Here is a 23,874-nt window from a genome sequence, read left to right on the forward strand (position 1 = left end):
ATGCAAAATACCATCGTTACCGTTGCTGATCAGAACACCGTTATCAATTCCAACGTGGCACTGTTCGATTCTCAATACCTGAACGCCATCAGCACTTTTGCGCAGATTATGGCTCAGGGCACCGCGACAGTTCCTAAGCATCTTCAGGGCAATCAGGCCGATTGCATGGCCGTAGCGATGCAGGCCGCACAATGGCAGATGAATCCCTTTGCTGTGGCACAGAAGACGCACCTGATTAATGGTGTGCTCGGGTACGAAGCGCAGCTGGTCAATGCCGTCATATCGCGTAGCGGCGTGCTTGCCAGCCGCTTTGAATATGAGTGGTACGGGCCATGGGAAAAAGTTGTTGGAAAATTCCATATTCGTAAAGGCGAAAAAGGCGAGTACCGGGTCCCGGGCTGGACCCTGGCTGACGAAACCGGGATCGGCATTATTATTCGCGCAACCCTGAAGGGTGAAGATCAGCCGAGAGAACTCGATTTACTGCTGGCCCAGGCACGCACCCGTAACTCAACGCTCTGGGCTGACGACCCGCGCCAGCAGCTTGCATATCTCGCAGTGAAGCGCTGGGCCCGCCTGTTCTGCCCGGATGTAATTCTGGGCGTTTATACCCCGGACGAGCTGGATGATCGGCGTGAAGAACGGGAGGTAAATCCTGCCCCTGCGCAGCACATAAGTTTGACTGAAATTGCTGATGACAACGTATCTACCACACAGAACGCGCAACAGTCCTCAGTGAAAATCGACACTTTGGCTGATGAATACCGTAAACGGATTGATTCTGCTGAAACTCTGGACGATGCCACTACCGTCGGAAACGACATCAATGCTTCTAAATCCGTACTGGGTGCAGCATTGCACACTGAACTGAAAAACAAAGCTACGCGCCGGTACCACTTTGTGAATGCGAAAAACAAAGTTGATACAGCTATCAACGCTCTTCCACAACCGGGAGTGGAAGGTGCGGGAGAACGCTTCGAGGAAGTTGAGAAGATGCTCCTGGCGGCTAAACGGCACTTGGGTGATGAATTGCACGATAAGTACCGCATCACCCTCGATGATATGAAACCGGAATATGTTGGCTAAGGGAGGCGGGAGGGTTAGCCCTCCCGGTAACGATATGCAACTGATTAACCGAAGCAAACAATCGCCACTTGCACGCCGGGCATGTGAAGCAGCACTGGCGAAGCATGTGGAAATTTACGGGGAATTCGGAAGGCAGAAGACCAAGACCACCTACACCGTAGTGGTGGATGGAATAAAGATAACCGTGGAAGTTGTTAACCGCCGGGCCAGCTACGTCGCGACAGCCATGAACAGTGCGCGCCGGCTGCGCAATCTTCCCGGGCAGGTTGCCTGATATCGATTTATCAACGTCATCACACCGGCACATTTATACTCGTGCCGGTTACCTGAGGTGAACTATGGCACAGGTAATTTTTAATGAAGAGTGGATGGTTGAGGCTAAACTCATCGAAAAAACAGGACTCTCCAGCGGGCAGATAAAAAGCTACCGCCTTAAGTCCTGGGTGAACGGCGTCCATTTTAAATACGTTACCGCAGATGGCAGAACTGAATCTGAAAAAGGGCTTGCCTGGTACAACTACCCCAAAATTAACCATTTCATTAAGGATGCGTAATGGCAGGCTTACCTACCGGCGTGGAAATTCATAACGGTAAACTGAGGATATCATTCAAATACAAAAACGTTCGCTGTAGAGAGGTTTTGCGTGGGTGGATAGTTAATAGTTCCAACATCAAAAAAGCGGGAAATTTGAGAGCATTGATATGTGCTGAAATACAGTTGGGCACATTCAAATATGAAGAGCGTTTTCCGGAGAGCAAGGCACTTAAAAAGTTTTCGCAACCTACAAAAAGTGTTCTAACTTTCGGTGAACTGTGCGACGCATATCACGCGGTTAAAGAAGTTGAGATTTCATCGGCAACCATGATGATAACGCGTTCGGTAAGCGCTCTTTTTACGAAAATAATTGGTGAGCATACTGCCATTGAAGACATACAACTTAATGACATGCTCCTCTATCGTAAACAGTTGCTTGAGGGGGCGTTTAAAGCCAGATCCGAAGGGCAACGTACAGTCAGAACTGTTAACGCCTTCATGGGGCAATTATGCAGAATGCTCAGCTTCGCTCACCAGAGCAACTATATACAGCATAAACCTTTTGAGAACATAAAAAGCCTGAAGACCTCAGAGCTTGATCCAGACCCATTGCTGAAAGAAGAATTCCAGGAGTTATCAAAGCACTGGCGCGGTCAGCATCTGAACCTCTGGACATTTGCAGTGTATACGGGTTTACGCCATGGTGAATTGACAGGTTTAGCATGGGAGGATGTCGATCTCGTCAGTGGTGAGATACATGTTAAACGCACAATGACGCTAACTAAAAAATTTGGGCCACCCAAGACAAAGGCTGGGTTAAGAACGGTCAAACTGTTAAAACCGGCACTGGAGGCTTTAAAAAGGCAATTCGAGCTTACGGGACATAAAGAGCCTACCGAAATTGAATTTTACCACCGCGAGCGCGGAAAGGTTGAAAAGCAGAACCTGAGATTCTGTTTTGTACCTAATTATAATGAAGGGACAGTGAGCCGACATTATTCTCAGAGCACGATTAACCTTACATGGCCTGGGGCGGTACAAAAGTCTGGTATAAGGTATCGTTCTCCATATCACACAAGGCACACATATGCGTGCTGGATGCTCTCAGCTGGCGCGAACCCGTCTTTCATAGCCAGTCAGATGGGGCATAAAAACGCACGCATGGTTTATACCGTATATTCCAAATGGATCGTGCGTATGAACGATGACCAAATAGATATGTTGAACAGAAAGATTTAGTGAAATGCCCCCAGCATGCCCCCAAGACAATAGTGAATTGAATTTTTAGCAATACTATCAGTAGGTTCAGCGATTAGCCTTTAATAGTAGCCAGATAAAGACCGGTGCGCCCAGCGTTGCGGTCACCACGCCTATGGGCAACTCAGCGGCCGTCAGGGCGAGCCGGGCGATGATATCGGCAACCAGCAGCGTTGCCGCCCCGGCAACCGCCGAGGCCGGGAGCAGGGTTCGGTGGTCCGTAATGCCGCACAGGCGCAGCATATGCGGGATCACCAGCCCAATAAAGCCAATCGCCCCCGCCAGCGCCACGCTTACGCCTACCATCCAGCCAATGGCGATAACCAGCACGTTGCGCCAGAATCCAATCGGCATCCCGAGCTGGCGAGCAGACGTTTCGCCCAGCGCGAGAATATTAAGAGGCTGCGCCTGGAACGCCGTCCACAGGATGACCGGGATCAGGAGCACCATCAGCCACCCCTGACGCCAGTCAACACCCCCAAATCCCCCCATCATCCAGTACATTAACTGGCGCAGATCGAAGGAGGTAGAAAAGTAGACGGCCCAGGTCATCAGCGCACTACAGATGATCCCCAACGCTACCCCGGCAAGCAGCAGCCGACTGGTGGATAAGTGGCGGCGGGCAAAGCGCAGAAGGATAAGGGTTATCAACAGCGCGCCAAGGATGGCGCTGAGGCTAATCCCCCAGCCGGAGAGCTCGCCTCCCCCCAGCATCACGGCGGCGATAAGCCCGACGCCTGCGCCATTTGACACCCCGAGAAGCCCGGGTTCCGCCAGAGGGTTTTCAAATAATGCCTGCATGATCGTGCCGCACAGCGCCAGCGCAGCGCCAACTAAAAGGACAGCCAACGTCCGCGGCAGGCGGATCTGCCAGACAAAGAGCTGTCCTTCAGGCGTAAACCAGCTTTCCGGCCCCAGCCACCGATCGCCCGCACACAGGCTGACGGTGGTGGCGACAATCAACAGCACCCCGAGCAGACACAGGCGGCGAAGATCGGAGCGGTGCTGGCGGCGGGCAAGATCAAGCATAGACGATAGGTTATCCGGTTGAGATATCATTGATTTTACGGCGGGTTTAGCAAATAGCGCAAAGAAAAAAGGCCGCGTGAGCGGCCTTTTTAGTTAGTTCATATTACTCTGCTTTGGGCGTTGCGTTTTCGACACGGCTTTTTAACTTCTGTCCGGGTCTGAAGGTCACCACGCGGCGGGCTGTAATGGGAATATCTTCCCCCGTCTTCGGGTTACGGCCCGGACGTTGGTTTTTGTCTCGCAAATCAAAATTGCCAAAACCGGAGAGTTTAACCTGCTCACCATTTTCCAGAGCACGACGGATCTCTTCGAAAAACAGCTCTACCAGCTCTTTGGCATCCCGTTTGCTAAGCCCAAGCTTATCAAACAGATATTCTGACATTTCAGCTTTTGTAAGCGCCATAGGTTCAATCCCTCAATGATGCCTGGAATCGCTCTTTTAATGCCTCTACACATTTGGCGACGGTAGCGGCAATCTCCTCTTCTTCGAGTGTACGGCTGGTATCCTGAAGGATAAGGCTAATAGCGAGGCTCTTGAAACCTTCTGCTACGCCCTTGCCGCGGTACACGTCAAATAAGTTTACGCCAACTACCTGATTTACGCCAACTTTCTTACATTCGGCCAAAATATCTGCTGCGGGCACATTTTCAGCGACCACAACCGCGATATCACGGCGGTTTGCCGGGAAGCGGGAGACGTCCTGCGCCTGAGGAATGACGCGGTCTGCAACCGGGTTCCACTCCAGTTCGAATACGATGGTACGGCCATTCAGATCCAGCTTACGTTCCAGTTCCGGGTGAACAACCCCAATGAAACCAACACGTTTGCCGTCTAAATAGATCGCCGCACTCTGACCCGGATGCAGGGCTGGAATCGCTTCTGCGCGGAATTCAATTTCGGATAATTTACCGGTCAGATCGAGAATCGCTTCCAGATCGCCCTTCATATCGTAGAAATCAACCGTCCCTTTTGCCAGGTCCCAGTGCTCTTCAAAGCGGTTACCGCTGATGGCGCCGGCCAGCATGAGATCCTGACGGATGCCTAAATTCGCCTGAGTATCCGGTACAAAGCGCAAACCGCTTTCGAAAATACGCACGCGGTTTTGCTGACGGTTCTGGTTATAAACGATAGTACCCAGCAGTCCCGTCCACAGGGACAGACGCATCGCTGACATCTCGCTGGAAATCGGGCTTGGCAGGATCAGCGCTTCCTGACCCGGGTGGATCAGCTGTTGCAGCTTAGGATCAACGAAGCTGTAGGTGATCACTTCCTGGTAGCCTTTGTCGTTCAGCATGGTTTTCACACGCTTCAGAGACAGATCGGCCTCGCGATGGCTGCCCATCACCAGACCCGCCTGCACCGGCTCGTCAGGGATGTTGTTGTAGCCGTAAACGCGGGCCACTTCTTCCACCAGATCTTCCTCGATCTCCATGTCAAAACGCCAGGACGGCGCAACGGCTTTCCACTCGTCCTGACCCTCAGTAACTTCGCAGCCCAGACGCGTCAGAATGTCGGTCACCTGCGCATCGGCAACGTGGTGACCAATCAGACGATCCAGTTTGCTGCGGCGCAGGGTAATGGTCGCACGCTTCGGCAGCGTCGCTTCGTTGGTCACATCAATAACCGGACCCGCTTCGCCGCCGCAGATGTCGATCAGCAGGCGAGTCGCACGCTCCATCGCTTTGTATTGCAGCGCAGGATCCACGCCACGCTCGTAGCGGTGAGAAGCATCAGTGTGCAGACCGTGACGGCGTGCGCGGCCGGTGATGGAGAGCGGGCTGAAGAACGCGCATTCCAGCAGGACGTTTTGCGTCTCGTCGTTGACGCCAGAGTGCTCGCCGCCGAAGATCCCGCCCATCGCCAGCGCTTTGTTGTGATCGGCAATCACCAGGGTGTCAGCGTTCAGTTTCGCTTCGCTGCCGTCCAGCAGAACCAGGGTTTCTCCCTCTTTCGCCATGCGCACGACGATCCCACCTTCGATACGATCTTTATCAAAGGCGTGCATTGGCTGGCCCAGCTCCAGCAGAACATAGTTGGTGACGTCGACGACTGCATCGATAGAACGGATACCGCAGCGACGCAGTTTCTCTTTCATCCACAGCGGGGTTGGCGCTTTAACGTTAATACCTTTCACCACACGACCGAGGTAGCGTGGGCAGGCCTCAGGCGCGTCTACCTGTATCGGCAGCACGTCACTGATGGTTGCCTCAACCGGAGCGATCTCCGGCACGTTCAGTTCAGTCTGGTTCAGCACGGCCACGTCGCGGGCCACACCGATGATGCCTAAACAGTCAGCACGGTTTGGCGTTACGCTGATTTCGATGGTGTTGTCATCAAGCTTCAGGTATTCGCGGATATCAGTACCAACTGGCGCATCCTGCGGCAGTTCAATAATGCCAGAGTGATCGTCGGAAATACCCAGTTCGGAGAAGGAGCACAGCATGCCTTCAGACGGCTCACCGCGCAGCTTAGCCGCTTTGATTTTGAAATCGCCCGGCAGCACCGCACCGACGGTCGCCACGGCCACTTTCAGGCCCTGACGGCAGTTTGGCGCACCGCAGACGATATCCAGCAGACGGTCACCGCCCACATTGACTTTTGTTACGCGCAGTTTGTCAGCGTTAGGGTGCTGACCGCACTCAACCACTTCACCCACGACCACGCCGGTGAAGGCGCCAGAAACCGGCTCTACACCGTCAACTTCCAGACCCGCCATGGTGATCTGGTTGGAAAGCGCGTCGCTGTCCAGCGTGGTGTTCACCCATTCGCGTAACCACAGTTCACTGAATTTCATTGTTCTGTCCTGCCCTTATTTAAACTGTTTGAGGAAACGCAGATCGTTTTCGAAGAACGCACGTAAGTCGGTTACGCCGTAGCGCAGCATGGTCAGACGCTCCATACCCATACCGAACGCAAAGCCGGAATACACTTCCGGATCGATACCCACGTTGCGCAGCACGTTTGGATGCACCATGCCGCAGCCCAGCACTTCCAGCCATTTGCCGTTTTTACCCATCACGTCAACTTCCGCAGACGGTTCGGTGAACGGGAAGTAGGACGGGCGGAAGCGAACCTGCAAATCTTCCTCAAAGAAGTTGTTCAGGAAATCGTGCAGCGTGCCTTTCAGGTTGGTAAAGCTGATGTTTTTATCAACAATCAGACCTTCCATCTGGTGGAACATTGGGGTGTGGGTCTGATCGTAGTCGTTACGGTATACGCGACCCGGCGCGATGATGCGGATTGGCGGCTCCTGCTCCTTCATGGTACGGATCTGAACGCCGGAAGTCTGAGTACGCAGCAGACGGGTAGCGTCAAACCAGAAAGTGTCGTGGTCAGCACGTGCCGGATGATGGCCAGGAATGTTCAGGGCATCGAAGTTGTGGTAGTCATCTTCAATTTCCGGGCCAGTCGCCACGGTAAAGCCGAGCTCACCGAAGAAACTTTCAATACGATCGATAGTACGAGTCACCGGATGCAGACCGCCGTTTTCAATACGACGACCCGGCAGAGAAACGTCAATCGTTTCTGCCGCCAGACGCGCATTCAGTACTGCGCTTTCCAGCTCGGCTTTACGCGCGTTCAGCGCCTGCTGTACCTGCTCTTTGGCTTCGTTAATCACTGCACCGGCTGCCGGGCGCTCCTCTGCTGGCAGTTCACGCAGGGTAGTCATCTGAAGGGTCAAATGCCCTTTCTTGCCCAGATATTCGACGCGGACATTGTCTAACGCGGCAACATCTGAGGCCTGGTTAATGGCGGCCGTTGCACTGGCAACCAGCTCTGCGAGATGTGACATGGTTTTCCTCATTATGTCGGTGCAGACACCGAATTGTTGGACGTATTCTCTTAACTTCAGGCACAAAAAAAGCCTCCATCGGGAGGCTTATCTGGCGCTGTTTTTCGTTTCATCTTTCACGCGCTAGCCTCCTGAAGTCAGGTGCTAAAGTAAAAGAAGAAGCGGAAAATAGCAGCATTCATGCTTGCGTTACCTTGTAGGGTAAAAACCGTTAGACCTTATTGAAAAGCCTGCACGGATAAATGTCAATCTTCTGATGGTGTTAAATGAAAAGAGGAGGCAAAGCCCCCTCTCTCAACTGGCTTATGCCAGTGCTGCTTTCGCTTTTTCGACCAGAGCGGTGAACGCTACTTTGTCGAATACTGCGATGTCAGCCAGGATCTTACGGTCGATTTCAACAGAGGCTTTTTTCAGGCCGTTGATGAATTTGCTGTAAGAAATACCGTTCTGACGTGCTGCTGCGTTGATACGCGCAATCCACAGTTGACGGAACTGACGCTTACGCTGACGACGGTCACGGTAAGCGTACTGACCTGCTTTGATAACAGCCTGGAAGGCAACGCGGTATACGCGTGAACGCGCACCGTAGTAGCCTTTAGCTTGTTTCAAAATTTTCTTGTGACGTGCACGTGCAATTACACCACGTTTTACGCGAGCCATGTGTGCTCTCCTGTATCTATTCTAAGTTAAAAAAGTTAAACGTTAACGACTTATGCGTACGGCAGGCACGCGATGACCAGGCCCAGATCGCCTTTAGAAACCATGGCTTTTGGACGCAGGTGACGTTTACGCTTGGTAGCTTTCTTAGTCAGAATGTGACGCAGGTTAGCGTGCTTGTGCTTAAAACCACCTTTACCGGTTTTTTTGAAGCGCTTAGCAGCACCGCGTACGGTCTTAATTTTTGGCATTTTAATAACTTCCACTTCGCATTGTTAAATAAACGAAACATAGGCGAACAAAACCTATGGGGCCCGAAGGCTCCACAGATTTTGCTGCTTGAAGGCCTTACTGTTTCTTCTTAGGAGCGAGCACCATGATCATCTGGCGGCCTTCGATCTTCGTAGGGAAGGATTCGACTACTGCCAGTTCACTCAGATCGTCACGGACACGGTTAAGCACTTCCATACCAATCTGTTGGTGGGCCATCTCACGACCGCGGAAACGCAGCGTGATCTTGGCCTTATCGCCATCTTCCAGAAAGCGAATCAGGCTGCGGAGTTTTACCTGATAATCGCCATCGTCGGTACCAGGACGGAATTTAATTTCCTTAACCTGGATAACTTTTTGCTTCTTCTTCTGTTCCTTAGAAGACTTACTCTTTTCATAAAGGAACTTGCCGTAGTCCATGATACGACAAACTGGCGGTTCGGCGTTAGGGCTGATTTCAACTAAATCTACTCCAGCTTCTTCAGCCTTTTCGATCGCTTCTCTCAGACTCACAATCCCCAGCTGCTCGCCTTCCAGACCTGTTAAGCGAACTTCCTGGGCGCGAATCTCGCCATTGATACGATTCGGACGTGCCGTTTGAACTCGTTTTCCGCCTTTAATACCTTATTCCTCCAGTTGTTGAAGACTGCGGCTGCGAATCTCTTGTTGCAGCTTCTCAATCACTTCACTTACGTCCAGGCTCCCCAGGTCTTTACCACGGCGGGTGCGAACGGCAACTTTGCCTGCTTCCACCTCTTTATCACCACAGACCAACATATACGGGACACGACGTAAAGTGTGCTCGCGGATTTTAAAGCCAATCTTCTCATTTCTCAAGTCTGCTTTTACGCGAATGCCCGCATTTTGTAGTTTCTGCGTCAATTCTTTAACGTAATCCGCCTGAGAATCGGTAATGTTCATCACCACTACCTGCACTGGCGCAAGCCAGGTTGGGAAGAAGCCCGCGAACTCTTCGGTCAGGATGCCGATGAAGCGCTCCAGTGAACCGAGAATCGCACGGTGAATCATAACCGGCACCTGACGCTCGTTGTCTTCGCCAACATAAGAGGCGCTTAAACGCTGCGGCAGGGAGAAGTCCAGCTGTACCGTTCCGCACTGCCATGCGCGATCGAGGCAGTCATACAGGGTAAATTCAATTTTCGGACCGTAGAATGCGCCCTCGCCCAGCTGGTATTCGAACGGAATACCGTTCTCTTCCAGCGCGACGGCGAGATCCGCCTCTGCGCGATCCCATGTCTCATCGCTGCCGATACGTTTTTCCGGACGCGTTGAGAGTTTGACCACGATCTTCTCGAAGCCAAAGGTGCTGTACATATCGTAGACCATACGAATACAGGCGTTAACTTCTTCACGGACCTGATCTTCAGTACAGAAGATATGCGCATCATCCTGAGTAAAGCCACGAACACGCATCAGACCGTGCAGCGCACCTGATGGCTCGTTACGGTGGCAGCTACCGAACTCCGCCATACGCAGCGGCAGATCGCGGTAGGATTTCAGACCCTGGTTGAAGATCTGAACGTGGCCCGGACAGTTCATTGGCTTGATGCAGTATTCTCGGTTCTCAGACGAAGTGGTGAACATTGCATCTTTGTAGTTGTCCCAGTGGCCGGTCTTTTCCCACAGCACACGGTCCATCATGAACGGGCCTTTCACTTCCTGATACTGGTACTCTTTCAGCTTGGAGCGCACGAACGTTTCCAGTTCACGGAAGATAGTCCAGCCGTCGTTATGCCAGAACACCATCCCCGGCGCTTCTTCCTGCATATGATACAGGTCAAGCTGCTTACCGATTTTACGGTGGTCACGCTTAGCCGCCTCTTCCAGGCGTTGCAGGTACGCGTTCAGGGCCTTCTTATCGGCCCACGCGGTACCATAAATACGCTGCAACATTTTGTTGTTGCTGTCGCCACGCCAGTAAGCGCCTGCGATTTTCATCAGTTTGAAGTGATGACAGAAGCGCATGTTCGGCACGTGCGGTCCACGGCACATGTCGACGTATTCCTGGTGATGGTACAAGCCAGGCTTGTCATCATGAGCGATGTTTTCATCAAGAATCGAGACTTTGTAGCTCTCGCCGCGCTTCACGAAGGTTTCACGCGCTTCGTGCCAGCTGACTTTCTTCTTAATGACGTCATAGTTGGTTTCGGCGAGCTCGTGCATTCGTTTCTCGAGCGCGTCGATATCTTCCTGAGTCAGGGTGTGGTCAAGGTCAACGTCGTAGTAGAAACCGTTGTCGATAACCGGGCCGATTGCCATTTTGGTGTTTGGCCACAGCTGCTTGATAGCATGGCCTAACAGGTGCGCACAGGAGTGACGAATGATCTCCAGACCTTCTTCGTCTTTCGCGGTGATGATCGCAAGCGTTGCATCGCTTTCAATCAGATCGGACGCGTCTACCAGCTCGCCGTTTACGCGACCTGCGATGGTTGCTTTTGCGAGTCCAGGACCGATATCCAGGGCAACATCCATTGGGCTAACAGCATGGTCGAAATGGCGTTGGCTGCCATCAGGAAGAGTAATTACAGGCATTTTATATCCTTATTTGCAGTGATGCCCCACACATAAGAGCATATACAAAGAAAATAATCGTGATTAAATAGTAGATTACGAAACCATCTGACCAACAATCGTCAAATTGGTTCGTCATCATGCACCTGCCGATTCAGATAAATGCGAATTTACGGCAAGCAGGGTAATGGTAACACTATTGAAAGGGCGAATGCACCTTCTGCGACCGTTTGAACCGTTCATCCTTTTGTCTGCGTTCATGAACTTTTGCTGACGGAGGCTCGCAATCCGAAAGTGCTGAGCTATTCTTGACTTGGTCCTTAAACATCGAAGGGGTATCACATGAATGTATCCAGCAGAACCGTTGTGATATTGAATCTACTTTCCGCTGCTTGCCTGGTATTGATTCTGGCTGACAGATTCCATTGGTTTTAAGCCGAACCGGTGTTCCGGCATAACCTGTTGTCCAGGGTTGAGCGCTTTCTGGCGCAGATTTTGGTAGACTAAGGGTATCAACTGACAAGGATTAGGTTATGCCAACAAAAAGATTTGCCGTGAAGCACTGGAAAATGGTCGTGGTGTTAATTGCTATTTGCGGCGCGATGTTGCTGCTGCGCTGGGCCGCAATGATCTGGGGCTAATATTTTGTCAGCGAAAACGTGCCGTGAATTTACTGAATAAATCTTAACTATCTTTACGATAATTTATGGTCCAAAACCGGTACGTCATAATCCGGTTTTCGACAGGCTGTGACAGCGTATATATTCCGTCACACGTGGCAGTTGAAATATCAGGACCACTCACCCGCCACCAGCTTGTGTACATCAAATGCATCATTCATTGACTGGCCGGTAGACTGAGAGCCAGGGGCAATGTTGGAGCCTGCTTCTACATCCGAGGCTTTAGCGATCCCGATTGGGCTGTTAACGTCACTGGCTGGTTGCGTCATATTATCAGCAGCAAATACGCCAAATGAAAGTGCGGAAAGCACCATCGCTGCTGTAGCGGTTTTGATTTTTTTCATAATTTTATTCTCATACTTATTTAATGCGATATGCCTGAGGCGAGTTTTTCGCCTGTGCCGTAAGTGTAGATCTGGATCACATTCTTGCCTAGTCAAATTATTTATCAATTCGTGTCAAATAAACTGAATAAGCCCTGGTCGGCTAATTATGGAGAAATTATGAAGATGAAACCAGACCCATTATTTTAAAACGCCGTTTAATATAAATAAGCACAGTTTCATAAAATAAAAAACGGGCCGAGAATAATCCCGGCCCGACGATATTACATTTTATAACCTAAAGAAATCGTGGTTCGGCGATCGGTATGTTCCGGTGCAGAATCAGGTGGTGATGAGTTCCAGGTTACGTTGTACGCCACCTTGAGTCCAAAGTGTTCGTTGATGGCCACGTTCAACGCACTTTCTGAGTTCAGCGTTGTATCTTCAGCACCAAACACCGACACACCCTGGGTGAATTTTGCGTTGTCCGTCATCTGCCATGCATAGGTGCCCGATGCATAACCCAGCGGCTGGGTTTCATCTTCGCCGTTGGTGTACTCGTCGTAACGGACACCCGGACCGAATTCGAAACGCAGGCTGTGCACCGGCCCATTGAGGAACTGACGACCATAACCCGCAGTCACGACATCACGCTGGCGATAGCCGTTGTAGCGGTCAGTCAGCCAACTCGCCTGCCCGAACAGGTAGTCATAATCGGTCATGTTGTATCGGCTACGTCCGCCTACCGCGTATTTCTCCGATGAGCGTTGATCGTTAGCAGAGGTGTTGCTGGCATTTCCCCACAGCGACCAGGCCGTGGTGTTGCCGTACCAGGTCAGGGTGCTGTCTGCGGTCAGGGAGGAGCTTTTCGTATTACCGGATTGCGCCAGATACCCGGCATTCACGTTACCTTCAAAGGGTTTTTTGGCAGTGGAGGGATCGTCCATGACAGTAAAAACGGTATCATCGGCGGTTGCATTCAGTGACGCAAATACGCCACCCGCCAGCATCAGTGCTGCGGGTACTGTCTTCAAAAGCTTCATTTTATTTAAGGAGTCCGTACAACATAAAAAGAGACCGTCACGGTCTCGGAAACTTTCTTGCGGATCAATGACAAGGCGACCATAGAAAGGTAACAAATTATAAAAAGCCGCAAATAACATAGCAATATTTTCTTCTTTCATTTTTTGAATAAGAACGATCCCAAAACGTGTTTTATTTTATATGCCCGGCGCAGGTTATTTGTCAGCATTCATATTTAAAATCATACTGTTATTTACGTTGCCTTCCTGCCAAACGGTGCCAGGCTTAAAAGAACCCATGATAAAAGGAGGTCATGATGGCTTCGATTTATACGCTGACACTCTCCCCTTCCCTCGACTCCGCGACCATGACGCCGCAAATCTACCCGGAAGGTAAGCTGCGCTGTAGCGCGCCGGTGTTTGAGCCGGGCGGCGGCGGCATCAACGTGGCGCGCGCTATTACCCATCTCGGCGGAAAAGCCACCGCCATCTTCCCCGCTGGCGGCGCCACGGGAGAACATCTGGTTGCGTTGCTGGCAGATGAACAGGTGGCCGTAGACACCGTCGATGCTAAAGACTGGACCCGGCAGAACCTGCATGTCCATGTTGAATCCAGCGGCGAGCAATATCGTTTTGTGATGCCGGGGGCGAAATTAAGCGATGATGAGTTTCGTCAACTGGAAGAGAAAGTGCTGACCATTGAAAGCGGCTCATTACTGGTGATCAGCGGTAGCCTGCCGCCGGGCGTCAAAACAGAAAAACTGACGGCGCTGGTTCAGGCGGCGCTCCAGCGCGGCATCCGCTGCATTGTCGATAGCTCGGGCGAAGCCCTGAAGGCGGCGTTAGAACCCGGACAACTTGAACTCGTTAAACCTAACCAGAAAGAGCTCAGTGCGCTGGTTAATCGAGAACTCAGCCAGCCTGATGACGTTCGTACTGCCGCAGAAGAGCTGGTACGTACGGGCAAAGCGCATCGCGTTGTGGTCTCTCTCGGTCCTCAGGGTGCGCTGGCCGTCGACAAGACGGGCTTTGTACAGGTTGTGCCACCGCCGATGAAAAGCCAGAGCACCGTGGGCGCCGGTGACAGTATGGTTAGCGCGATGGTGCTGAAGCTGGCGCAGGGCGCTTCGCTTCTGGAGATGGCACGCTATGGCGTCGCGGCAGGGAGTGCAGCCACCATAAACCAGGGAACGCGTCTGTGTTCGCTTGCGGATACCCAGAAAATTGTCGATTACCTGGAGAGAAGCTGAACCTGCTTCCCCTTCCCATGGAGGGGGAAGTCGCTAAACAGGGCATATCGACTATGCTAAGAAAACTTTCAGGATAACAACGAGGTGAATTATGAGCAGTGGTGATATCACCCGCTACGTCGTAACCGTGAATATTCATGAGGCGTCGCTGACCGAACTGAATGAACTCAACAACGCGTTCACGCGCGCCAATTTTCTGCTCACGCTGACGGACGATGAGGGCAATATTCACGATCTCGGCTCACTGGCATTTGGCCTGATAAGCCCGCTGAGTCAGGAAGAGGTGAAGGCGCTGGCCAGTAGTCTGGTGGAAAGCGTGACTGACAAAGCCACGGAAATTGATGTTGATAGCTGGGAAAACTGGCATAAAAAAGAACAATAAGTGCCCTGTACAAAATTAAACCGCTCAGTTGTGCGTTAGTTCCTGTTTTTTTATAGCCGTTTTGCGCTAACTTTATGATCTGGCAGACAACATGGGAGAGACATCATGTGGCAGGCTATCAGTCATCTTTTAAGTGAGCAGCTGGGTGAAGGTGAAATTGAACTGCGTAACGAACTGCCAGGCGGAGAGATCCATGCCGCATGGCATTTACGTTACGCCGGGCGCGATCTTTTCGTTAAATGTGATGAGCGTGAATTGCTCCCCATTTTTACTGCCGAAGCCGATCAGCTTGAGCTGTTATCGCGCAGTAAAACAGTCACCGTTCCGCAGGTTTTAGCCGTCGGTAGCGATCGTGACTATAGCTTTCTGGTGATGAACTATCTTCCCGCGCGCCCTCTGGATGCGCACAACGCCTTTATTCTCGGGCAACAGATCGCCCGTTTGCACCAGTGGAGCGATCAACCTCAGTTCGGGCTCGATTTTGATAACGACCTCTCCACTACCCCACAGCCAAACGCATGGCAGCGCCGCTGGTCGACCTTTTTCGCCGAGCAGCGCATCGGCTGGCAGCTGGAGCTGGCCGCTGAAAAGGGATTAGCGTTCGGCAACATCGACGCGATTGTTGAACACATTCAGCAGCGTCTGGCTTCGCATCAGCCTCAGGCTTCCCTTCTGCACGGAGATTTATGGTCAAACAACTGTGCACTTGGGCCTGATGGTCCCTATATATTTGACCCGGCCTGCTACTGGGGCGACAGAGAATGTGACCTCGCAATGCTGCCGTTGCACCCTGAACAGCCGCCGCAAATTTATGATGGCTATCAGTCTGTCTCGCCGTTACCTGCGGGTTTCCTTGATCGTCAACCGGTTTATCAGCTGTACACCTTGATAAACCGGGCTATTTTGTTTGGCGGGAGTCATCTGGTGAATGCCCAGCGGGCGCTGGACCGCATTCTGGCGGCATAGCGGGAGGGGGCGGCTTCACGCCCCTTCCCTTAGGATTTACAGGAAGCCAAGCAGCGTAAAGAAGAAATACCCGGCCACAATGATAATGACCGGCAGGATGTAGAGCGGGAAAAACTGCACAAAAATGGTATGACGCGGAACGACAATGCGCGATTCGATCTGCTCGCGGCTCATCCCGTCAGGGCCTTTCGCCTTCTCAAGTATCAGCTGGTCTTCCACCCCTTCGCGCAAAAAGCGGGTCTGGCGACTCATGCGCGCGCCGGAGGCCTGCAACGCCATCGCGATAAATATCAACGCATAGATTATCCAGAAACCGACATTCAGCTGGTGGTGAAAATCCGGCGTGGGCGAGTTGAACCAGAAGACGTTCAGGAACGGGGTGTTAAACCGCATCATCTCAATCATGACGTGCGCAAAATCAAGCATGACGGCATTGATGCCCGGCTGTTTTTCGCTGTGATCGTACATAAATTTGAGTACGGAGATCAGCGTTGAAATCAGGGCGGGAATGAAAATAACCCAACCAGCAATACGTTTGAAGACCGCGATGCGTCCAGCTTGTTGATACGTCATTAGTTCCTCTTCATAAAGACGCGTTATTTGTGCCTAAGTCTACCTGCTGTCGGTCATTTTCGCCCGCTCTTTGAATGCAATATGCTAAATTGCTTGTGCTTAGCACCGTTTGTCTTACCCCCAAGATAAGGAGATGTTGTAATGTCGACCCCGCGCCAGATACTTGCCGCTATTTTTGACATGGATGGATTGCTGATTGATTCCGAACCCCTGTGGGATCGGGCTGAACTGGACGTGATGGCCAGCCTCGGCGTCGATATCAGTCGTCGTAACGAGCTTCCCGATACCCTGGGGCTGCGCATCGATATGGTGGTTGACCTCTGGTATGCCCACCAGCCATGGGTTGGCCCGGATCGCGACGAAGTAACGGCGCGCATTATCAACCGCGCTATCTCCCTCGTAGAAGAGTATAAGCCGCTGTTACCGGGCGTACGCGACGCTATCGCCCTGTGCAAGGCGCAAGGGCTGAAAGTGGGGCTGGCCTCCGCCTCACCGCTGCATATGCTGGAAAAAGTGCTGACGATGTTCGGGCTGCGCGACAGCTTCGACGCGCTGGCCTCGGCCGAAAAGCTTCCTTACAGCAAGCCACATCCGCAGGTATATATGGACTGCGCCGCGAAACTGGGGCTGGATCCACTTACCTGTGTGGCGCTGGAAGATTCGGTTAACGGCATGGTGGCGTCCAAAGCCGCACGTATGCGCTCCATCGTTGTGCCGGCTGAAGAAGGCCGACACGATCCCCGTTTTGCCCTCGCGGACGTCAGGCTGACGTCTCTTGAAGAATTGACTGCCTGCCATCTGCGCGGGGAGTAACGCTCTTTCAGGCAGCTTCGGCTGCCTGTCTCGCCAAATCAAAACAACGTTTTACTTTATTTGCTTTTCTCATTCCAGACTCCTATTCTTACGTGCAGAATGACAATAACCTGACTTCTGAGGCGCGTATGATACTGGATGCTTTTACTCTGGCAGGAAAAGTGGCGATGGTGACCGGGTGCGATACCGGTCTGGGGCAAGGTATGGCCATTGCCCTCGCCCAGGCAGGATGCGATATCGTGGGGGTTAACCGCAAGGTTCCTGACGAAACGGCAGCGCGCGTTACGGCGCTGGGTCGACGCTTTATCGCGATTCGCGCCGATCTTGGCAAGCAGGAGAGTATTCAGAGCGTGGTGGATACCGCAGTCGCTGAGATGGGCCGCATCGATATTCTGGTTAACAATGCCGGCACCATCCGCCGTGCCGATGCGCTGGAATTTAGCGAGAAGGACTGGGACGAGGTCATCGATCTCAATCTGAAATCGGTCTTTTTCCTCTCTCAGGCAGTGGCGAAACAGTTTATCGCGCAGGGTCAGGGCGGCAAGATTATTAACATTGCCTCCATGCTCTCCTTCCAGGGCGGCATCCGGGTGCCCTCCTATACGGCGTCCAAAAGCGGCGTGCTGGGCCTCACCCGCCTGCTGGCGAACGAATGGGCAACGCTGGGCATTAATGTGAATGCTATTGCGCCGGGTTATATGGCGACCAATAACACCCGGCAGCTTCGCGATGATGAGCAGCGCAGCCAGGCGATCCTCGACCGTATTCCGGCGGGTCGCTGGGGTCTGCCGGAGGATCTACAGGGTCCGGTGGTGTTCCTGGCCTCGTCGGCCTCTGATTACGTTAACGGCCATACCCTCGCCGTAGACGGTGGCTGGCTGGCGCGCTAACCGTGCGTTTGTGACAAAGAGTTACACCGTCACCTCTTTCACACACTGTATAAAAACCCTATACTGTATGAATCGACAGTTTACCGGGTTTTATCATGACGGCGGAAGGCCACCTGCTTTTTTCACTTGCCTGTGCAGTGTTTGCCAAAAACGCTGAACTGACCCCTGTGCTGGCACAGGGGGACTGGTGGCATATTGTCCCTTCCGCCGTGCTGACCTGCCTGCTGCCGGACATAGATCATCCAAAGTCATTCCTTGGCCAGCGGCTGAAGTGGATTTCAAAACCCATCGCCAGAGCCTTTGGTCATCGCGGGTTTACCCACAGCCTGCTGGCCGTATTTGGCCTGCTTACACTCTTCTATTTGAAGGTTCCGGAGAGCTGGATCGTCCCGGCGGATGCCATTCAGGGCATGGTGCTCGGCTACTTAAGCCATATCCTCGCCGATATGCTGACGCCAGCAGGTGTACCGCTGCTCTGGCCCTGCCGCTGGCGTTTCCGTCTGCCAATCCTCGTGCCGCAAAAAGGCAACCAGCTGGAGCGCGTTCTGTGTATGGCGCTGTTTGCGTATGCCGTGTGGATGCCGCAGACATTGCCCGAAAATGGTGCAGTGCGCTGGTCATCGCAAATGATCAACTCGCTACAATTTCAGTTCAATCGTTTTATTAATCACCAGATTGAACATTAAACCGACAATATAATCACTTTTGTCATAAACCATTCCATATGGATATAAGCGCGACATCACACTTCTGATAACCTTGCGCCAACAGGTTCGGTAAAAACCGACCGTATAATAAATCAGGAGAACGGGGATGAATTTTCCACTCATCGCGAACATTGTTGTGTTCGGCGTATTGCTATTGCTTCTCGCCCAGGCTCGCCACAAACAGTGGAGCCTGGCGAAAAAGGTACTGGTCGGTCTGGTCATGGGCGTGGTGTTTGGCCTGGCCTTACACGCCATTTACGGCTCCGATAGCCCGGTACTGAAAGATTCTATTCAGTGGTTCAACATTGTCGGTAACGGCTATGTACAGCTGCTGCAAATGATCGTTATGCCGCTGGTATTCGCCTCTATTCTGAGCGCCGTAGCCCGCCTGCATAATGCCTCTCAACTGGGTAAAATCAGTTTCCTGACCATTGGTACCCTGCTCTTCACCACGCTGATTGCGGCGCTGGTGGGTGTGCTGGTAACCAATCTGTTTGGCCTGACTGCTGAAGGTCTGGTGCAGGGTAGCGCTGAAACCGCGCGTCTGACGGCGATTGAGACCAACTACGTGGGTAAAGTGGCCGATCTGACCGTTCCGCAGATGGTGCTCTCCTTCATTCCGAAGAACCCGTTCGCTGACCTGACCGGTGCAAGCCCAACCTCCATTATCAGCGTGGTGATCTTCGCGGCATTCCTGGGCGTGGCTGCGCTCAAGCTGCTGAAGGACGATGCGCCGAAAGGCGAGCGCGTTCTGACAGCCATCGATACCCTGCAAAGCTGGGTGATGAAGCTGGTGCGTCTGGTCATGCAGCTGACGCCGTACGGTGTCCTGGCGCTGATGACCAAAGTCGTGGCAGGCTCTAACCTGCAAGACATCATCAAGCTTGGCAGCTTTGTGATCGCCTCTTATCTGGGGCTGGGCATTATGTTTGTGGTGCACGGTATCCTGCTGGGCGTGAACGGCGTTAGCCCGCTGAAATATTTCCGCAAAGTCTGGCCGGTGCTGACCTTCGCCTTCACCAGCCGTTCCAGCGCGGCATCTATCCCGCTGAACGTGGAAGCACAGACCCGTCGTCTGGGCGTACCGGAGTCTATCGCCAGCTTCTCGGCCTCCTTTGGCGCCACCATCGGGCAGAACGGCTGTGCGGGTCTCTACCCGGCGATGCTGGCCGTGATGGTTGCCCCAACCGTGGGGATTAACCCGCTGGATCCGGTCTGGATTGCGACGCTGGTGGGTATCGTGACCATTAGCTCCGCCGGTGTTGCGGGCGTGGGCGGCGGCGCGACCTTCGCTGCGCTGATCGTTCTGCCTGCGCTGGGACTGCCGGTGACGCTGGTTGCCCTGCTGATCTCTGTTGAACCGCTGATCGATATGGGGCGTACCGCCCTGAACGTGAGTGGCTCAATGACCGCCGGTACCCTGACCAGCCAGTGGCTGAAGCAGACCGACAAAACGATTCTCGACAGCGAAGAAGATGCGGAACTGGCCCATCGTTAATCACGGCTGAAATAAAAAAACCGCCTGCGGGCGGTTTTTTTATGGCTGTTATTCTTCAACCTCTTCATCCTGGCGGGTCTGCACAGCCCATCGCTGCGCCGATTCCGGCACCGTAAACGCAGGGGAGCGACGGAAGTGCTCGCCAATCAGCACGAAGGCAACGTATTTACCCCGTAACATCCAGACATCGCGAAAACCATCCACTTTCAGGGCATGGTCAGGCGGCGCGGGTTCAACGCGGGGCACATAGCTAATAACCTGGCGGTTTTGTTGACGAAGAGGTTTCATAAGCGACGGGTTCACTAAAGCAAATTCTTAAAGCAGGAAATTTCTATCATAGCCGATTCTCCCCCCACCCGTCGCGCCTGACGTGAGGCAGATGGCTCCTTTCGCTAATCACTTATCTGAAAACGCTTAGTTCGCCTGCTAATTCATCACATTGTTCTATCCTTAATAGGGTTTTCAGGAACGAACAAAGGAGAATCGTGCAATGTCGAACAATGATAAACCACATCAAGCCCCTATTCATGGCACCGAAGAATCTCAACCGGGAATGGACTCACTCGCCCCTGCGGATGGCTCTCATAAACCGTCGCCGGGCCTGTCCGCGCCGGGCGAGCAACCTACTGCACCGGGAAGCGTGAAGTCGCCCGATGCGGATAACGAGAAGTTAAAATCTCTCGACCCGCACCGCAAAGGGGGTGAAGGCTATGCGCTGACCACCAATCAGGGCGTGCGTATCGCCGATGACCAGAACTCCCTGCGCGCCGGAACGCGCGGCCCGACGCTGCTGGAAGATTTCATCCTGCGGGAAAAAATCACCCATTTCGACCATGAGCGTATTCCTGAGCGTATCGTTCACGCTCGCGGCTCCGCGGCGCACGGCTATTTCCAGCCGTACAAGAGCCTGAAGGCGATCACGAAGGCGGATTTCCTTTCCGATCCGAACAAAATCACACCGGTATTTGTGCGCTTCTCTACCGTACAGGGCGGCGCGGGTTCGGCCGATACGGTGCGTGATATCCGCGGCTTCGCCACCAAATTCTATACCGAAGAGGGCATTTTCGACCTCGTCGGGAATAACACCCCGGTTTTCTTCATTCAGGATGCGCATAAATTCCCTGACTTTGTCCATGCGGTAAAACCAGAGCCACACTGGGCCATACCGCAGGGACAAAGTGCGCATGACACCTTCTGGGACTACGTCTCCCTGCAACCGGAAACCCTTCACAATGTGATGTGGGCGATGTCTGACCGGGGGATCCCACGCAGCTATCGCACCATGGAAGGGTTTGGTATTCATACCTTCCGTCTGATTAACGCTGAAGGTAAAGCGACGTTTGTGCGTTTCCACTGGAAACCGGTCGCGGGGAAAGCATCCCTGGTGTGGGATGAAGCACAGAAGCTGACCGGGCGCGATCCGGACTTCCACCGTCGCGAACTGTGGGAATCCATTGAAGCCGGTGATTTCCCGGAATACGAGCTGGGGTTACAGCTGATCCCGGAAGAGGACGAGTTCAAATTCGACTTCGACCTGCTCGACCCGACCAAGCTTATTCCTGAAGAGCTGGTGCCGGTTCAGCTGGTGGGCAAAATGGTGCTTAACCGCAACCCGGATAACTTCTTCGCGGAGAATGAGCAGGCTGCGTTCCACCCGGGGCATATTGTGCCGGGGCTGGATTTCACCAACGATCCGCTGCTACAGGGCCGTCTGTTCTCTTACACCGATACGCAGATCAGCCGTCTCGGTGGACCGAACTTCCACGAAATTCCTATCAACCGTCCGACCTGCCCGTACCATAACTTCCAGCGTGACGGGATGCATCGCCAGGATATCGATACCAACCCGGCGAACTACGAGCCAAACTCCATTAACGATAACTGGCCGCGTGAAACCCCGCCGGGGCCAAAACGTGGCGGATTTGAGTCGTATCAGGAGCGCGTGGACGGAACAAAAATTCGCGAGCGCAGCCCGTCATTCGGCGAATATTACGCTCAGCCTCGCCTGTTCTGGAACAGCCAGACCCCGATTGAACAGCAGCACATTATCGGCGGTTTCAGCTTTGAGCTGAGCAAAGTGGTGCGTACCTACATTCGCGAGCGCGTGGTCGACCATCTGGCGCATATTGATATCCAGCTTGCTCAGGGCGTGGCGAATAATCTCGGCATCACGCTGACTGACGAGCAATGCCATGCCGCACCGCCAAAAGACGTGAACGGGCTGAAGAAGGATCCGTCCCTGAGCCTGTACGCGGTACCTGGCGGGTCAATTAAAGGCCGCGTAGTGGCTATCCTGCTGAATGATAAACCGCGCGCCAGCGACGTGCTGGGGATCATGAAGGCGCTCAAAACCCAGGGCGTACATGCCAAACTGCTTTACTCCCGCATGGGTGAAGTGACAGCCGACGATGGCTCTGTCCTGCCAATTGCCGCGACCTTCGCCGGGGCACCGTCGCTGACGGTTGACGCGGTGATTATGCCGTGCGGCGACGTTGAGAGCCTGCTCGGTAACGGTGATGCCGCCTATTATCTGCTGGAAGCCTATAAGCACCTGAAGCCAATCGCCCTGGCAGGCGATGCGCGGAAGTTTAAATCTCTGCTGAAGGTACCGGATCAAGGGGAAGAAGGCATTGTCGAAGGTGATAACATTGACGATGCGTTTATGACCCGGTTGTTTGACCTGCTTGCCGCCCACCGCGTGTGGTCGCGCAGCAGTAAGATTGACCAGATACCGGCGTAAAAAACCATACCCGGTTGTGCGGTCTGAAGCCCTCTCCCTCGGGAGAGGGAGAAAACAATAAAACGGTAACCAAAAGGTTACCGTTTGCTTTTACCTCGCCACCGGGCTTTAACTCAAAGATCCCTGAACGTCCCCAGACGATACCCACGCTCGGCAATCGCGTACTTCAACGACGCCGACGTCAGCACATCCAGTTCCGCCAGACGCGGCCAGCAATAGGCGCTCTTACGTACGATGTTATCGACAAACGCCGGGTGCGCCATTACCTCAAGCGAGCGCTCCCCTTTCGCGGCGGACTCATCCAGCACCTTCAGGAACAGCGCTTCGTCGATCTCGTCGCCATAAAATGCGCTGCTGAACCCCTCCGTTGACGTCACCGCGACGTCCGGCAGCCCGCGCACCTCACGATCCACGCGCATCGCCACGCCTTTACGTTGCGCAAACTCTGCCACAAGCGGGAAAATCTCCGGGATCATATGCACATGATGATGGCTGTCAATATGGGTAGGCTCGCGGCCAAACACATCCACAAAGCGGTTAAACTGGCAATCCAGCTCGCGGGCAATCTCATCGAGCGGCAGAGCGTCCTGCTCCGCCATTTCCCAAATCCATTTCCCCAGCTGGCCGTCGCGCGTCAGGCCCGGCATTGGCGAAAGGGGCAACCCAAGCGTCAGCACAAAGTGCATGCCCACGCCCAGCTCGGGCAGCTCACGGCTTAACTGCGCCGCATGTTCCACCGCCTCACCGTTGATGAGCGCTGTTGTAGAGGTCACGACGCCCCGGCGACAGGCTTCAATAATGCCGTAGTTCTGCCCTTTTGACAGGCCAAAATCATCGGCATTGACGATCAGCAGGTTTTCCATCGCGCCT

Annotated in this window: 28 protein-coding genes and 1 other annotated feature; of the genes, 14 read left to right on the top strand and 14 right to left on the bottom strand. The window is 53.3% G+C overall.

Annotated features, from left to right (window positions below; genetic code table 11):
• The 4 genes from IMQ56_RS18470 (at window position 1) to IMQ56_RS18485 (ending at window position 2,860) form a co-directional block, all read left to right on the top strand.
• On the top strand, window positions 1–1,086 hold the full coding sequence (locus IMQ56_RS18470; RefSeq protein WP_196063635.1) for a RecT family recombinase: 1,086 nt from the start codon (window positions 1–3) through the stop codon (window positions 1,084–1,086).
• A gap of 34 nt (window positions 1,087–1,120) precedes the next feature.
• Entirely contained in the window at window positions 1,121–1,360 is a 240-nt protein-coding gene (locus IMQ56_RS18475; protein WP_045335171.1) for a DUF4060 family protein, read from the top strand.
• Between the two features lie 64 nt (window positions 1,361–1,424).
• The gene (xisR, locus tag IMQ56_RS18480; protein WP_039271032.1) at window positions 1,425–1,640 is read left to right on the top strand and encodes an excisionase family protein; all 216 of its coding nucleotides are present in this window, start codon (window positions 1,425–1,427) and stop codon (window positions 1,638–1,640) included.
• Window positions 1,640–2,860, top strand: coding sequence for a site-specific integrase (locus IMQ56_RS18485; RefSeq protein WP_045629624.1), 1,221 nt, complete (start codon window positions 1,640–1,642; stop codon window positions 2,858–2,860). The genes xisR and IMQ56_RS18485 overlap by 1 nt, the downstream gene beginning before the upstream one ends.
• A gap of 66 nt (window positions 2,861–2,926) precedes the next feature.
• On the opposite strand, the gene btuC is transcribed toward IMQ56_RS18485, so the two are convergent.
• The 9 genes from btuC to thrS all read right to left on the bottom strand — a co-directional run bounded on the left by btuC (window position 2,927) and on the right by thrS (window position 11,181).
• Entirely contained in the window at window positions 2,927–3,907 is a 981-nt protein-coding gene (gene btuC / locus IMQ56_RS18490; RefSeq protein ID WP_196063636.1) for a vitamin B12 ABC transporter permease BtuC, read from the bottom strand.
• Between the two features lie 103 nt (window positions 3,908–4,010).
• Window positions 4,011–4,310: an integration host factor subunit alpha gene (gene ihfA / locus IMQ56_RS18495; RefSeq protein ID WP_003857805.1), complete on the bottom strand. Its 300-nt coding sequence runs from the start codon at window positions 4,308–4,310 to the stop codon at window positions 4,011–4,013.
• A gap of 4 nt (window positions 4,311–4,314) precedes the next feature.
• Complete coding sequence (gene pheT / locus IMQ56_RS18500; RefSeq protein ID WP_015570734.1) at window positions 4,315–6,702, bottom strand: phenylalanine--tRNA ligase subunit beta; 2,388 nt, start codon at window positions 6,700–6,702, stop codon at window positions 4,315–4,317.
• A 15-nt stretch (window positions 6,703–6,717) separates the two neighbouring features.
• Window positions 6,718–7,701 (bottom strand): phenylalanine--tRNA ligase subunit alpha, encoded by a 984-nt coding sequence (gene pheS / locus IMQ56_RS18505; RefSeq protein ID WP_003857809.1) that lies wholly within the window; start codon window positions 7,699–7,701, stop codon window positions 6,718–6,720.
• A 62-nt stretch (window positions 7,702–7,763) separates the two neighbouring features.
• Window positions 7,764–7,888, bottom strand: a sequence feature (Phe leader region).
• Entirely contained in the window at window positions 7,839–7,883 is a 45-nt protein-coding gene (gene pheM, locus IMQ56_RS18510) for a pheST operon leader peptide PheM (protein ID WP_001386830.1), read from the bottom strand. It overlaps the preceding feature by 45 nt.
• 116 nt (window positions 7,889–8,004) lie before the next feature.
• Window positions 8,005–8,361: a 50S ribosomal protein L20 gene (rplT, locus tag IMQ56_RS18515; RefSeq protein WP_000124850.1), complete on the bottom strand. Its 357-nt coding sequence runs from the start codon at window positions 8,359–8,361 to the stop codon at window positions 8,005–8,007.
• 50 nt (window positions 8,362–8,411) lie between these two features.
• Window positions 8,412–8,609 carry a 50S ribosomal protein L35 gene (gene rpmI, locus IMQ56_RS18520; RefSeq protein ID WP_001124225.1) on the bottom strand — a complete coding sequence of 66 codons (198 nt, stop codon included), beginning with the start codon at window positions 8,607–8,609 and terminating at the stop codon, window positions 8,412–8,414.
• 97 nt (window positions 8,610–8,706) lie between these two features.
• Entirely contained in the window at window positions 8,707–9,249 is a 543-nt protein-coding gene (gene infC / locus IMQ56_RS18525) for a translation initiation factor IF-3 (RefSeq protein ID WP_023616141.1), read from the bottom strand.
• Window positions 9,250–9,252: 3 nt separating this feature from the next.
• Window positions 9,253–11,181, bottom strand: a complete 1,929-nt coding sequence (gene thrS / locus IMQ56_RS18530) for a threonine--tRNA ligase (RefSeq protein ID WP_003857814.1) — start codon at window positions 11,179–11,181, stop codon at window positions 9,253–9,255.
• Between the two features lie 321 nt (window positions 11,182–11,502).
• Between thrS and yncL the strand changes: the two genes are divergently transcribed.
• Together yncL and yniD are read left to right on the top strand one after the other, a co-directional pair.
• The gene (gene yncL / locus IMQ56_RS18535) at window positions 11,503–11,595 is read left to right on the top strand and encodes a stress response membrane protein YncL (RefSeq protein WP_071842885.1); all 93 of its coding nucleotides are present in this window, start codon (window positions 11,503–11,505) and stop codon (window positions 11,593–11,595) included.
• A gap of 98 nt (window positions 11,596–11,693) precedes the next feature.
• Entirely contained in the window at window positions 11,694–11,801 is a 108-nt protein-coding gene (gene yniD / locus IMQ56_RS18540; protein WP_003857815.1) for a small membrane protein YniD, read from the top strand.
• A 149-nt stretch (window positions 11,802–11,950) separates the two neighbouring features.
• On the opposite strand, the gene IMQ56_RS18545 is transcribed toward yniD, so the two are convergent.
• A complete protein-coding gene (locus IMQ56_RS18545) occupies window positions 11,951–12,184 on the bottom strand; it encodes a hypothetical protein (protein ID WP_015570736.1) in 234 nt (77 codons plus the stop codon).
• Between the two features lie 263 nt (window positions 12,185–12,447).
• Window positions 12,448–13,206: a YdiY family protein gene (locus tag IMQ56_RS18550; protein WP_026080717.1), complete on the bottom strand. Its 759-nt coding sequence runs from the start codon at window positions 13,204–13,206 to the stop codon at window positions 12,448–12,450.
• 296 nt (window positions 13,207–13,502) lie between these two features.
• Between IMQ56_RS18550 and pfkB the strand changes: the two genes are divergently transcribed.
• The 3 genes from pfkB (at window position 13,503) to IMQ56_RS18565 (ending at window position 15,783) form a co-directional block, all read left to right on the top strand.
• Window positions 13,503–14,435, top strand: a complete 933-nt coding sequence (gene pfkB / locus IMQ56_RS18555; RefSeq protein WP_196063637.1) for a 6-phosphofructokinase II — start codon at window positions 13,503–13,505, stop codon at window positions 14,433–14,435.
• Window positions 14,436–14,526: 91 nt separating this feature from the next.
• Window positions 14,527–14,817 (top strand): type V toxin-antitoxin system endoribonuclease antitoxin GhoS, encoded by a 291-nt coding sequence (ghoS, locus tag IMQ56_RS18560; protein ID WP_003857822.1) that lies wholly within the window; start codon window positions 14,527–14,529, stop codon window positions 14,815–14,817.
• Between the two features lie 105 nt (window positions 14,818–14,922).
• Complete coding sequence (locus IMQ56_RS18565; RefSeq protein WP_015570740.1) at window positions 14,923–15,783, top strand: fructosamine kinase family protein; 861 nt, start codon at window positions 14,923–14,925, stop codon at window positions 15,781–15,783.
• Between the two features lie 36 nt (window positions 15,784–15,819).
• On the opposite strand, the gene IMQ56_RS18570 is transcribed toward IMQ56_RS18565, so the two are convergent.
• Window positions 15,820–16,356, bottom strand: a complete 537-nt coding sequence (locus IMQ56_RS18570; RefSeq protein ID WP_196063638.1) for a YniB family protein — start codon at window positions 16,354–16,356, stop codon at window positions 15,820–15,822.
• A gap of 141 nt (window positions 16,357–16,497) precedes the next feature.
• Here IMQ56_RS18570 and hxpB point away from each other — a divergent pair, with 141 nt between their 5' ends.
• From hxpB to tcyP, 4 genes are all read left to right on the top strand, one after another.
• Window positions 16,498–17,169 (top strand): hexitol phosphatase HxpB, encoded by a 672-nt coding sequence (hxpB, locus tag IMQ56_RS18575; RefSeq protein ID WP_063138738.1) that lies wholly within the window; start codon window positions 16,498–16,500, stop codon window positions 17,167–17,169.
• Between the two features lie 128 nt (window positions 17,170–17,297).
• Window positions 17,298–18,059 carry a 2-dehydro-3-deoxy-D-gluconate 5-dehydrogenase KduD gene (kduD, locus tag IMQ56_RS18580; protein WP_017384658.1) on the top strand — a complete coding sequence of 254 codons (762 nt, stop codon included), beginning with the start codon at window positions 17,298–17,300 and terminating at the stop codon, window positions 18,057–18,059.
• 95 nt (window positions 18,060–18,154) lie between these two features.
• Entirely contained in the window at window positions 18,155–18,745 is a 591-nt protein-coding gene (locus IMQ56_RS18585; protein WP_015570742.1) for a metal-dependent hydrolase, read from the top strand.
• 127 nt (window positions 18,746–18,872) lie between these two features.
• Window positions 18,873–20,264, top strand: a complete 1,392-nt coding sequence (tcyP, locus tag IMQ56_RS18590) for a cystine/sulfocysteine:cation symporter (protein WP_047637417.1) — start codon at window positions 18,873–18,875, stop codon at window positions 20,262–20,264.
• A gap of 48 nt (window positions 20,265–20,312) precedes the next feature.
• Here the strand turns inward: tcyP and cedA are convergent, their stop codons facing one another.
• Window positions 20,313–20,567: a cell division activator CedA gene (cedA, locus tag IMQ56_RS18595; RefSeq protein WP_071524159.1), complete on the bottom strand. Its 255-nt coding sequence runs from the start codon at window positions 20,565–20,567 to the stop codon at window positions 20,313–20,315.
• A gap of 187 nt (window positions 20,568–20,754) precedes the next feature.
• Here cedA and katE point away from each other — a divergent pair, with 187 nt between their 5' ends.
• The gene (gene katE, locus IMQ56_RS18600) at window positions 20,755–23,004 is read left to right on the top strand and encodes a catalase HPII (RefSeq protein ID WP_017384660.1); all 2,250 of its coding nucleotides are present in this window, start codon (window positions 20,755–20,757) and stop codon (window positions 23,002–23,004) included.
• A 113-nt stretch (window positions 23,005–23,117) separates the two neighbouring features.
• Here katE and chbG read toward each other — a convergent pair whose 3' ends face one another.
• Window positions 23,118–23,867 carry a chitin disaccharide deacetylase gene (chbG, locus tag IMQ56_RS18605; protein ID WP_047745633.1) on the bottom strand — a complete coding sequence of 250 codons (750 nt, stop codon included), beginning with the start codon at window positions 23,865–23,867 and terminating at the stop codon, window positions 23,118–23,120.
• Window positions 23,868–23,874 lie beyond the last annotated feature (7 nt).

This window comes from Enterobacter sp. Res13-Sevr-PEC09-46 (assembly GCF_015672585.1).
Classification (GTDB): domain Bacteria; phylum Pseudomonadota; class Gammaproteobacteria; order Enterobacterales; family Enterobacteriaceae; genus Enterobacter; species Enterobacter hormaechei_C.

Bases quoted from the DNA above. Each gene is read 5' to 3' on its own strand.
- IMQ56_RS18470 (WP_196063635.1), top strand. From the start codon at position 1: ATGCAAAATACCATCGTTACCGTTGCTGATCAGAACACCGTTATCAAT.
- IMQ56_RS18475 (WP_045335171.1), top strand. From the start codon at position 1,121: ATGCAACTGATTAACCGAAGCAAACAATCGCCACTTGCACGCCGGGCA.
- xisR (WP_039271032.1), top strand. From the start codon at position 1,425: ATGGCACAGGTAATTTTTAATGAAGAGTGGATGGTTGAGGCTAAACTC.
- IMQ56_RS18485 (WP_045629624.1), top strand. From the start codon at position 1,640: ATGGCAGGCTTACCTACCGGCGTGGAAATTCATAACGGTAAACTGAGG.
- btuC (WP_196063636.1), bottom strand. From the start codon at position 3,907: ATGCTTGATCTTGCCCGCCGCCAGCACCGCTCCGATCTTCGCCGCCTG.
- ihfA (WP_003857805.1), bottom strand. From the start codon at position 4,310: ATGGCGCTTACAAAAGCTGAAATGTCAGAATATCTGTTTGATAAGCTT.
- pheT (WP_015570734.1), bottom strand. From the start codon at position 6,702: ATGAAATTCAGTGAACTGTGGTTACGCGAATGGGTGAACACCACGCTG.
- pheS (WP_003857809.1), bottom strand. From the start codon at position 7,701: ATGTCACATCTCGCAGAGCTGGTTGCCAGTGCAACGGCCGCCATTAAC.
- rplT (WP_000124850.1), bottom strand. From the start codon at position 8,361: ATGGCTCGCGTAAAACGTGGTGTAATTGCACGTGCACGTCACAAGAAA.
- rpmI (WP_001124225.1), bottom strand. From the start codon at position 8,609: ATGCCAAAAATTAAGACCGTACGCGGTGCTGCTAAGCGCTTCAAAAAA.
- thrS (WP_003857814.1), bottom strand. From the start codon at position 11,181: ATGCCTGTAATTACTCTTCCTGATGGCAGCCAACGCCATTTCGACCAT.
- yncL (WP_071842885.1), top strand. From the start codon at position 11,503: ATGAATGTATCCAGCAGAACCGTTGTGATATTGAATCTACTTTCCGCT.
- yniD (WP_003857815.1), top strand. From the start codon at position 11,694: ATGCCAACAAAAAGATTTGCCGTGAAGCACTGGAAAATGGTCGTGGTG.
- IMQ56_RS18545 (WP_015570736.1), bottom strand. From the start codon at position 12,184: ATGAAAAAAATCAAAACCGCTACAGCAGCGATGGTGCTTTCCGCACTT.
- IMQ56_RS18550 (WP_026080717.1), bottom strand. From the start codon at position 13,206: ATGAAGCTTTTGAAGACAGTACCCGCAGCACTGATGCTGGCGGGTGGC.
- pfkB (WP_196063637.1), top strand. From the start codon at position 13,503: ATGGCTTCGATTTATACGCTGACACTCTCCCCTTCCCTCGACTCCGCG.
- ghoS (WP_003857822.1), top strand. From the start codon at position 14,527: ATGAGCAGTGGTGATATCACCCGCTACGTCGTAACCGTGAATATTCAT.
- IMQ56_RS18565 (WP_015570740.1), top strand. From the start codon at position 14,923: ATGTGGCAGGCTATCAGTCATCTTTTAAGTGAGCAGCTGGGTGAAGGT.
- IMQ56_RS18570 (WP_196063638.1), bottom strand. From the start codon at position 16,356: ATGACGTATCAACAAGCTGGACGCATCGCGGTCTTCAAACGTATTGCT.
- hxpB (WP_063138738.1), top strand. From the start codon at position 16,498: ATGTCGACCCCGCGCCAGATACTTGCCGCTATTTTTGACATGGATGGA.
- kduD (WP_017384658.1), top strand. From the start codon at position 17,298: ATGATACTGGATGCTTTTACTCTGGCAGGAAAAGTGGCGATGGTGACC.
- IMQ56_RS18585 (WP_015570742.1), top strand. From the start codon at position 18,155: ATGACGGCGGAAGGCCACCTGCTTTTTTCACTTGCCTGTGCAGTGTTT.
- tcyP (WP_047637417.1), top strand. From the start codon at position 18,873: ATGAATTTTCCACTCATCGCGAACATTGTTGTGTTCGGCGTATTGCTA.
- katE (WP_017384660.1), top strand. From the start codon at position 20,755: ATGTCGAACAATGATAAACCACATCAAGCCCCTATTCATGGCACCGAA.
- chbG (WP_047745633.1), bottom strand. From the start codon at position 23,867: ATGGAAAACCTGCTGATCGTCAATGCCGATGATTTTGGCCTGTCAAAA.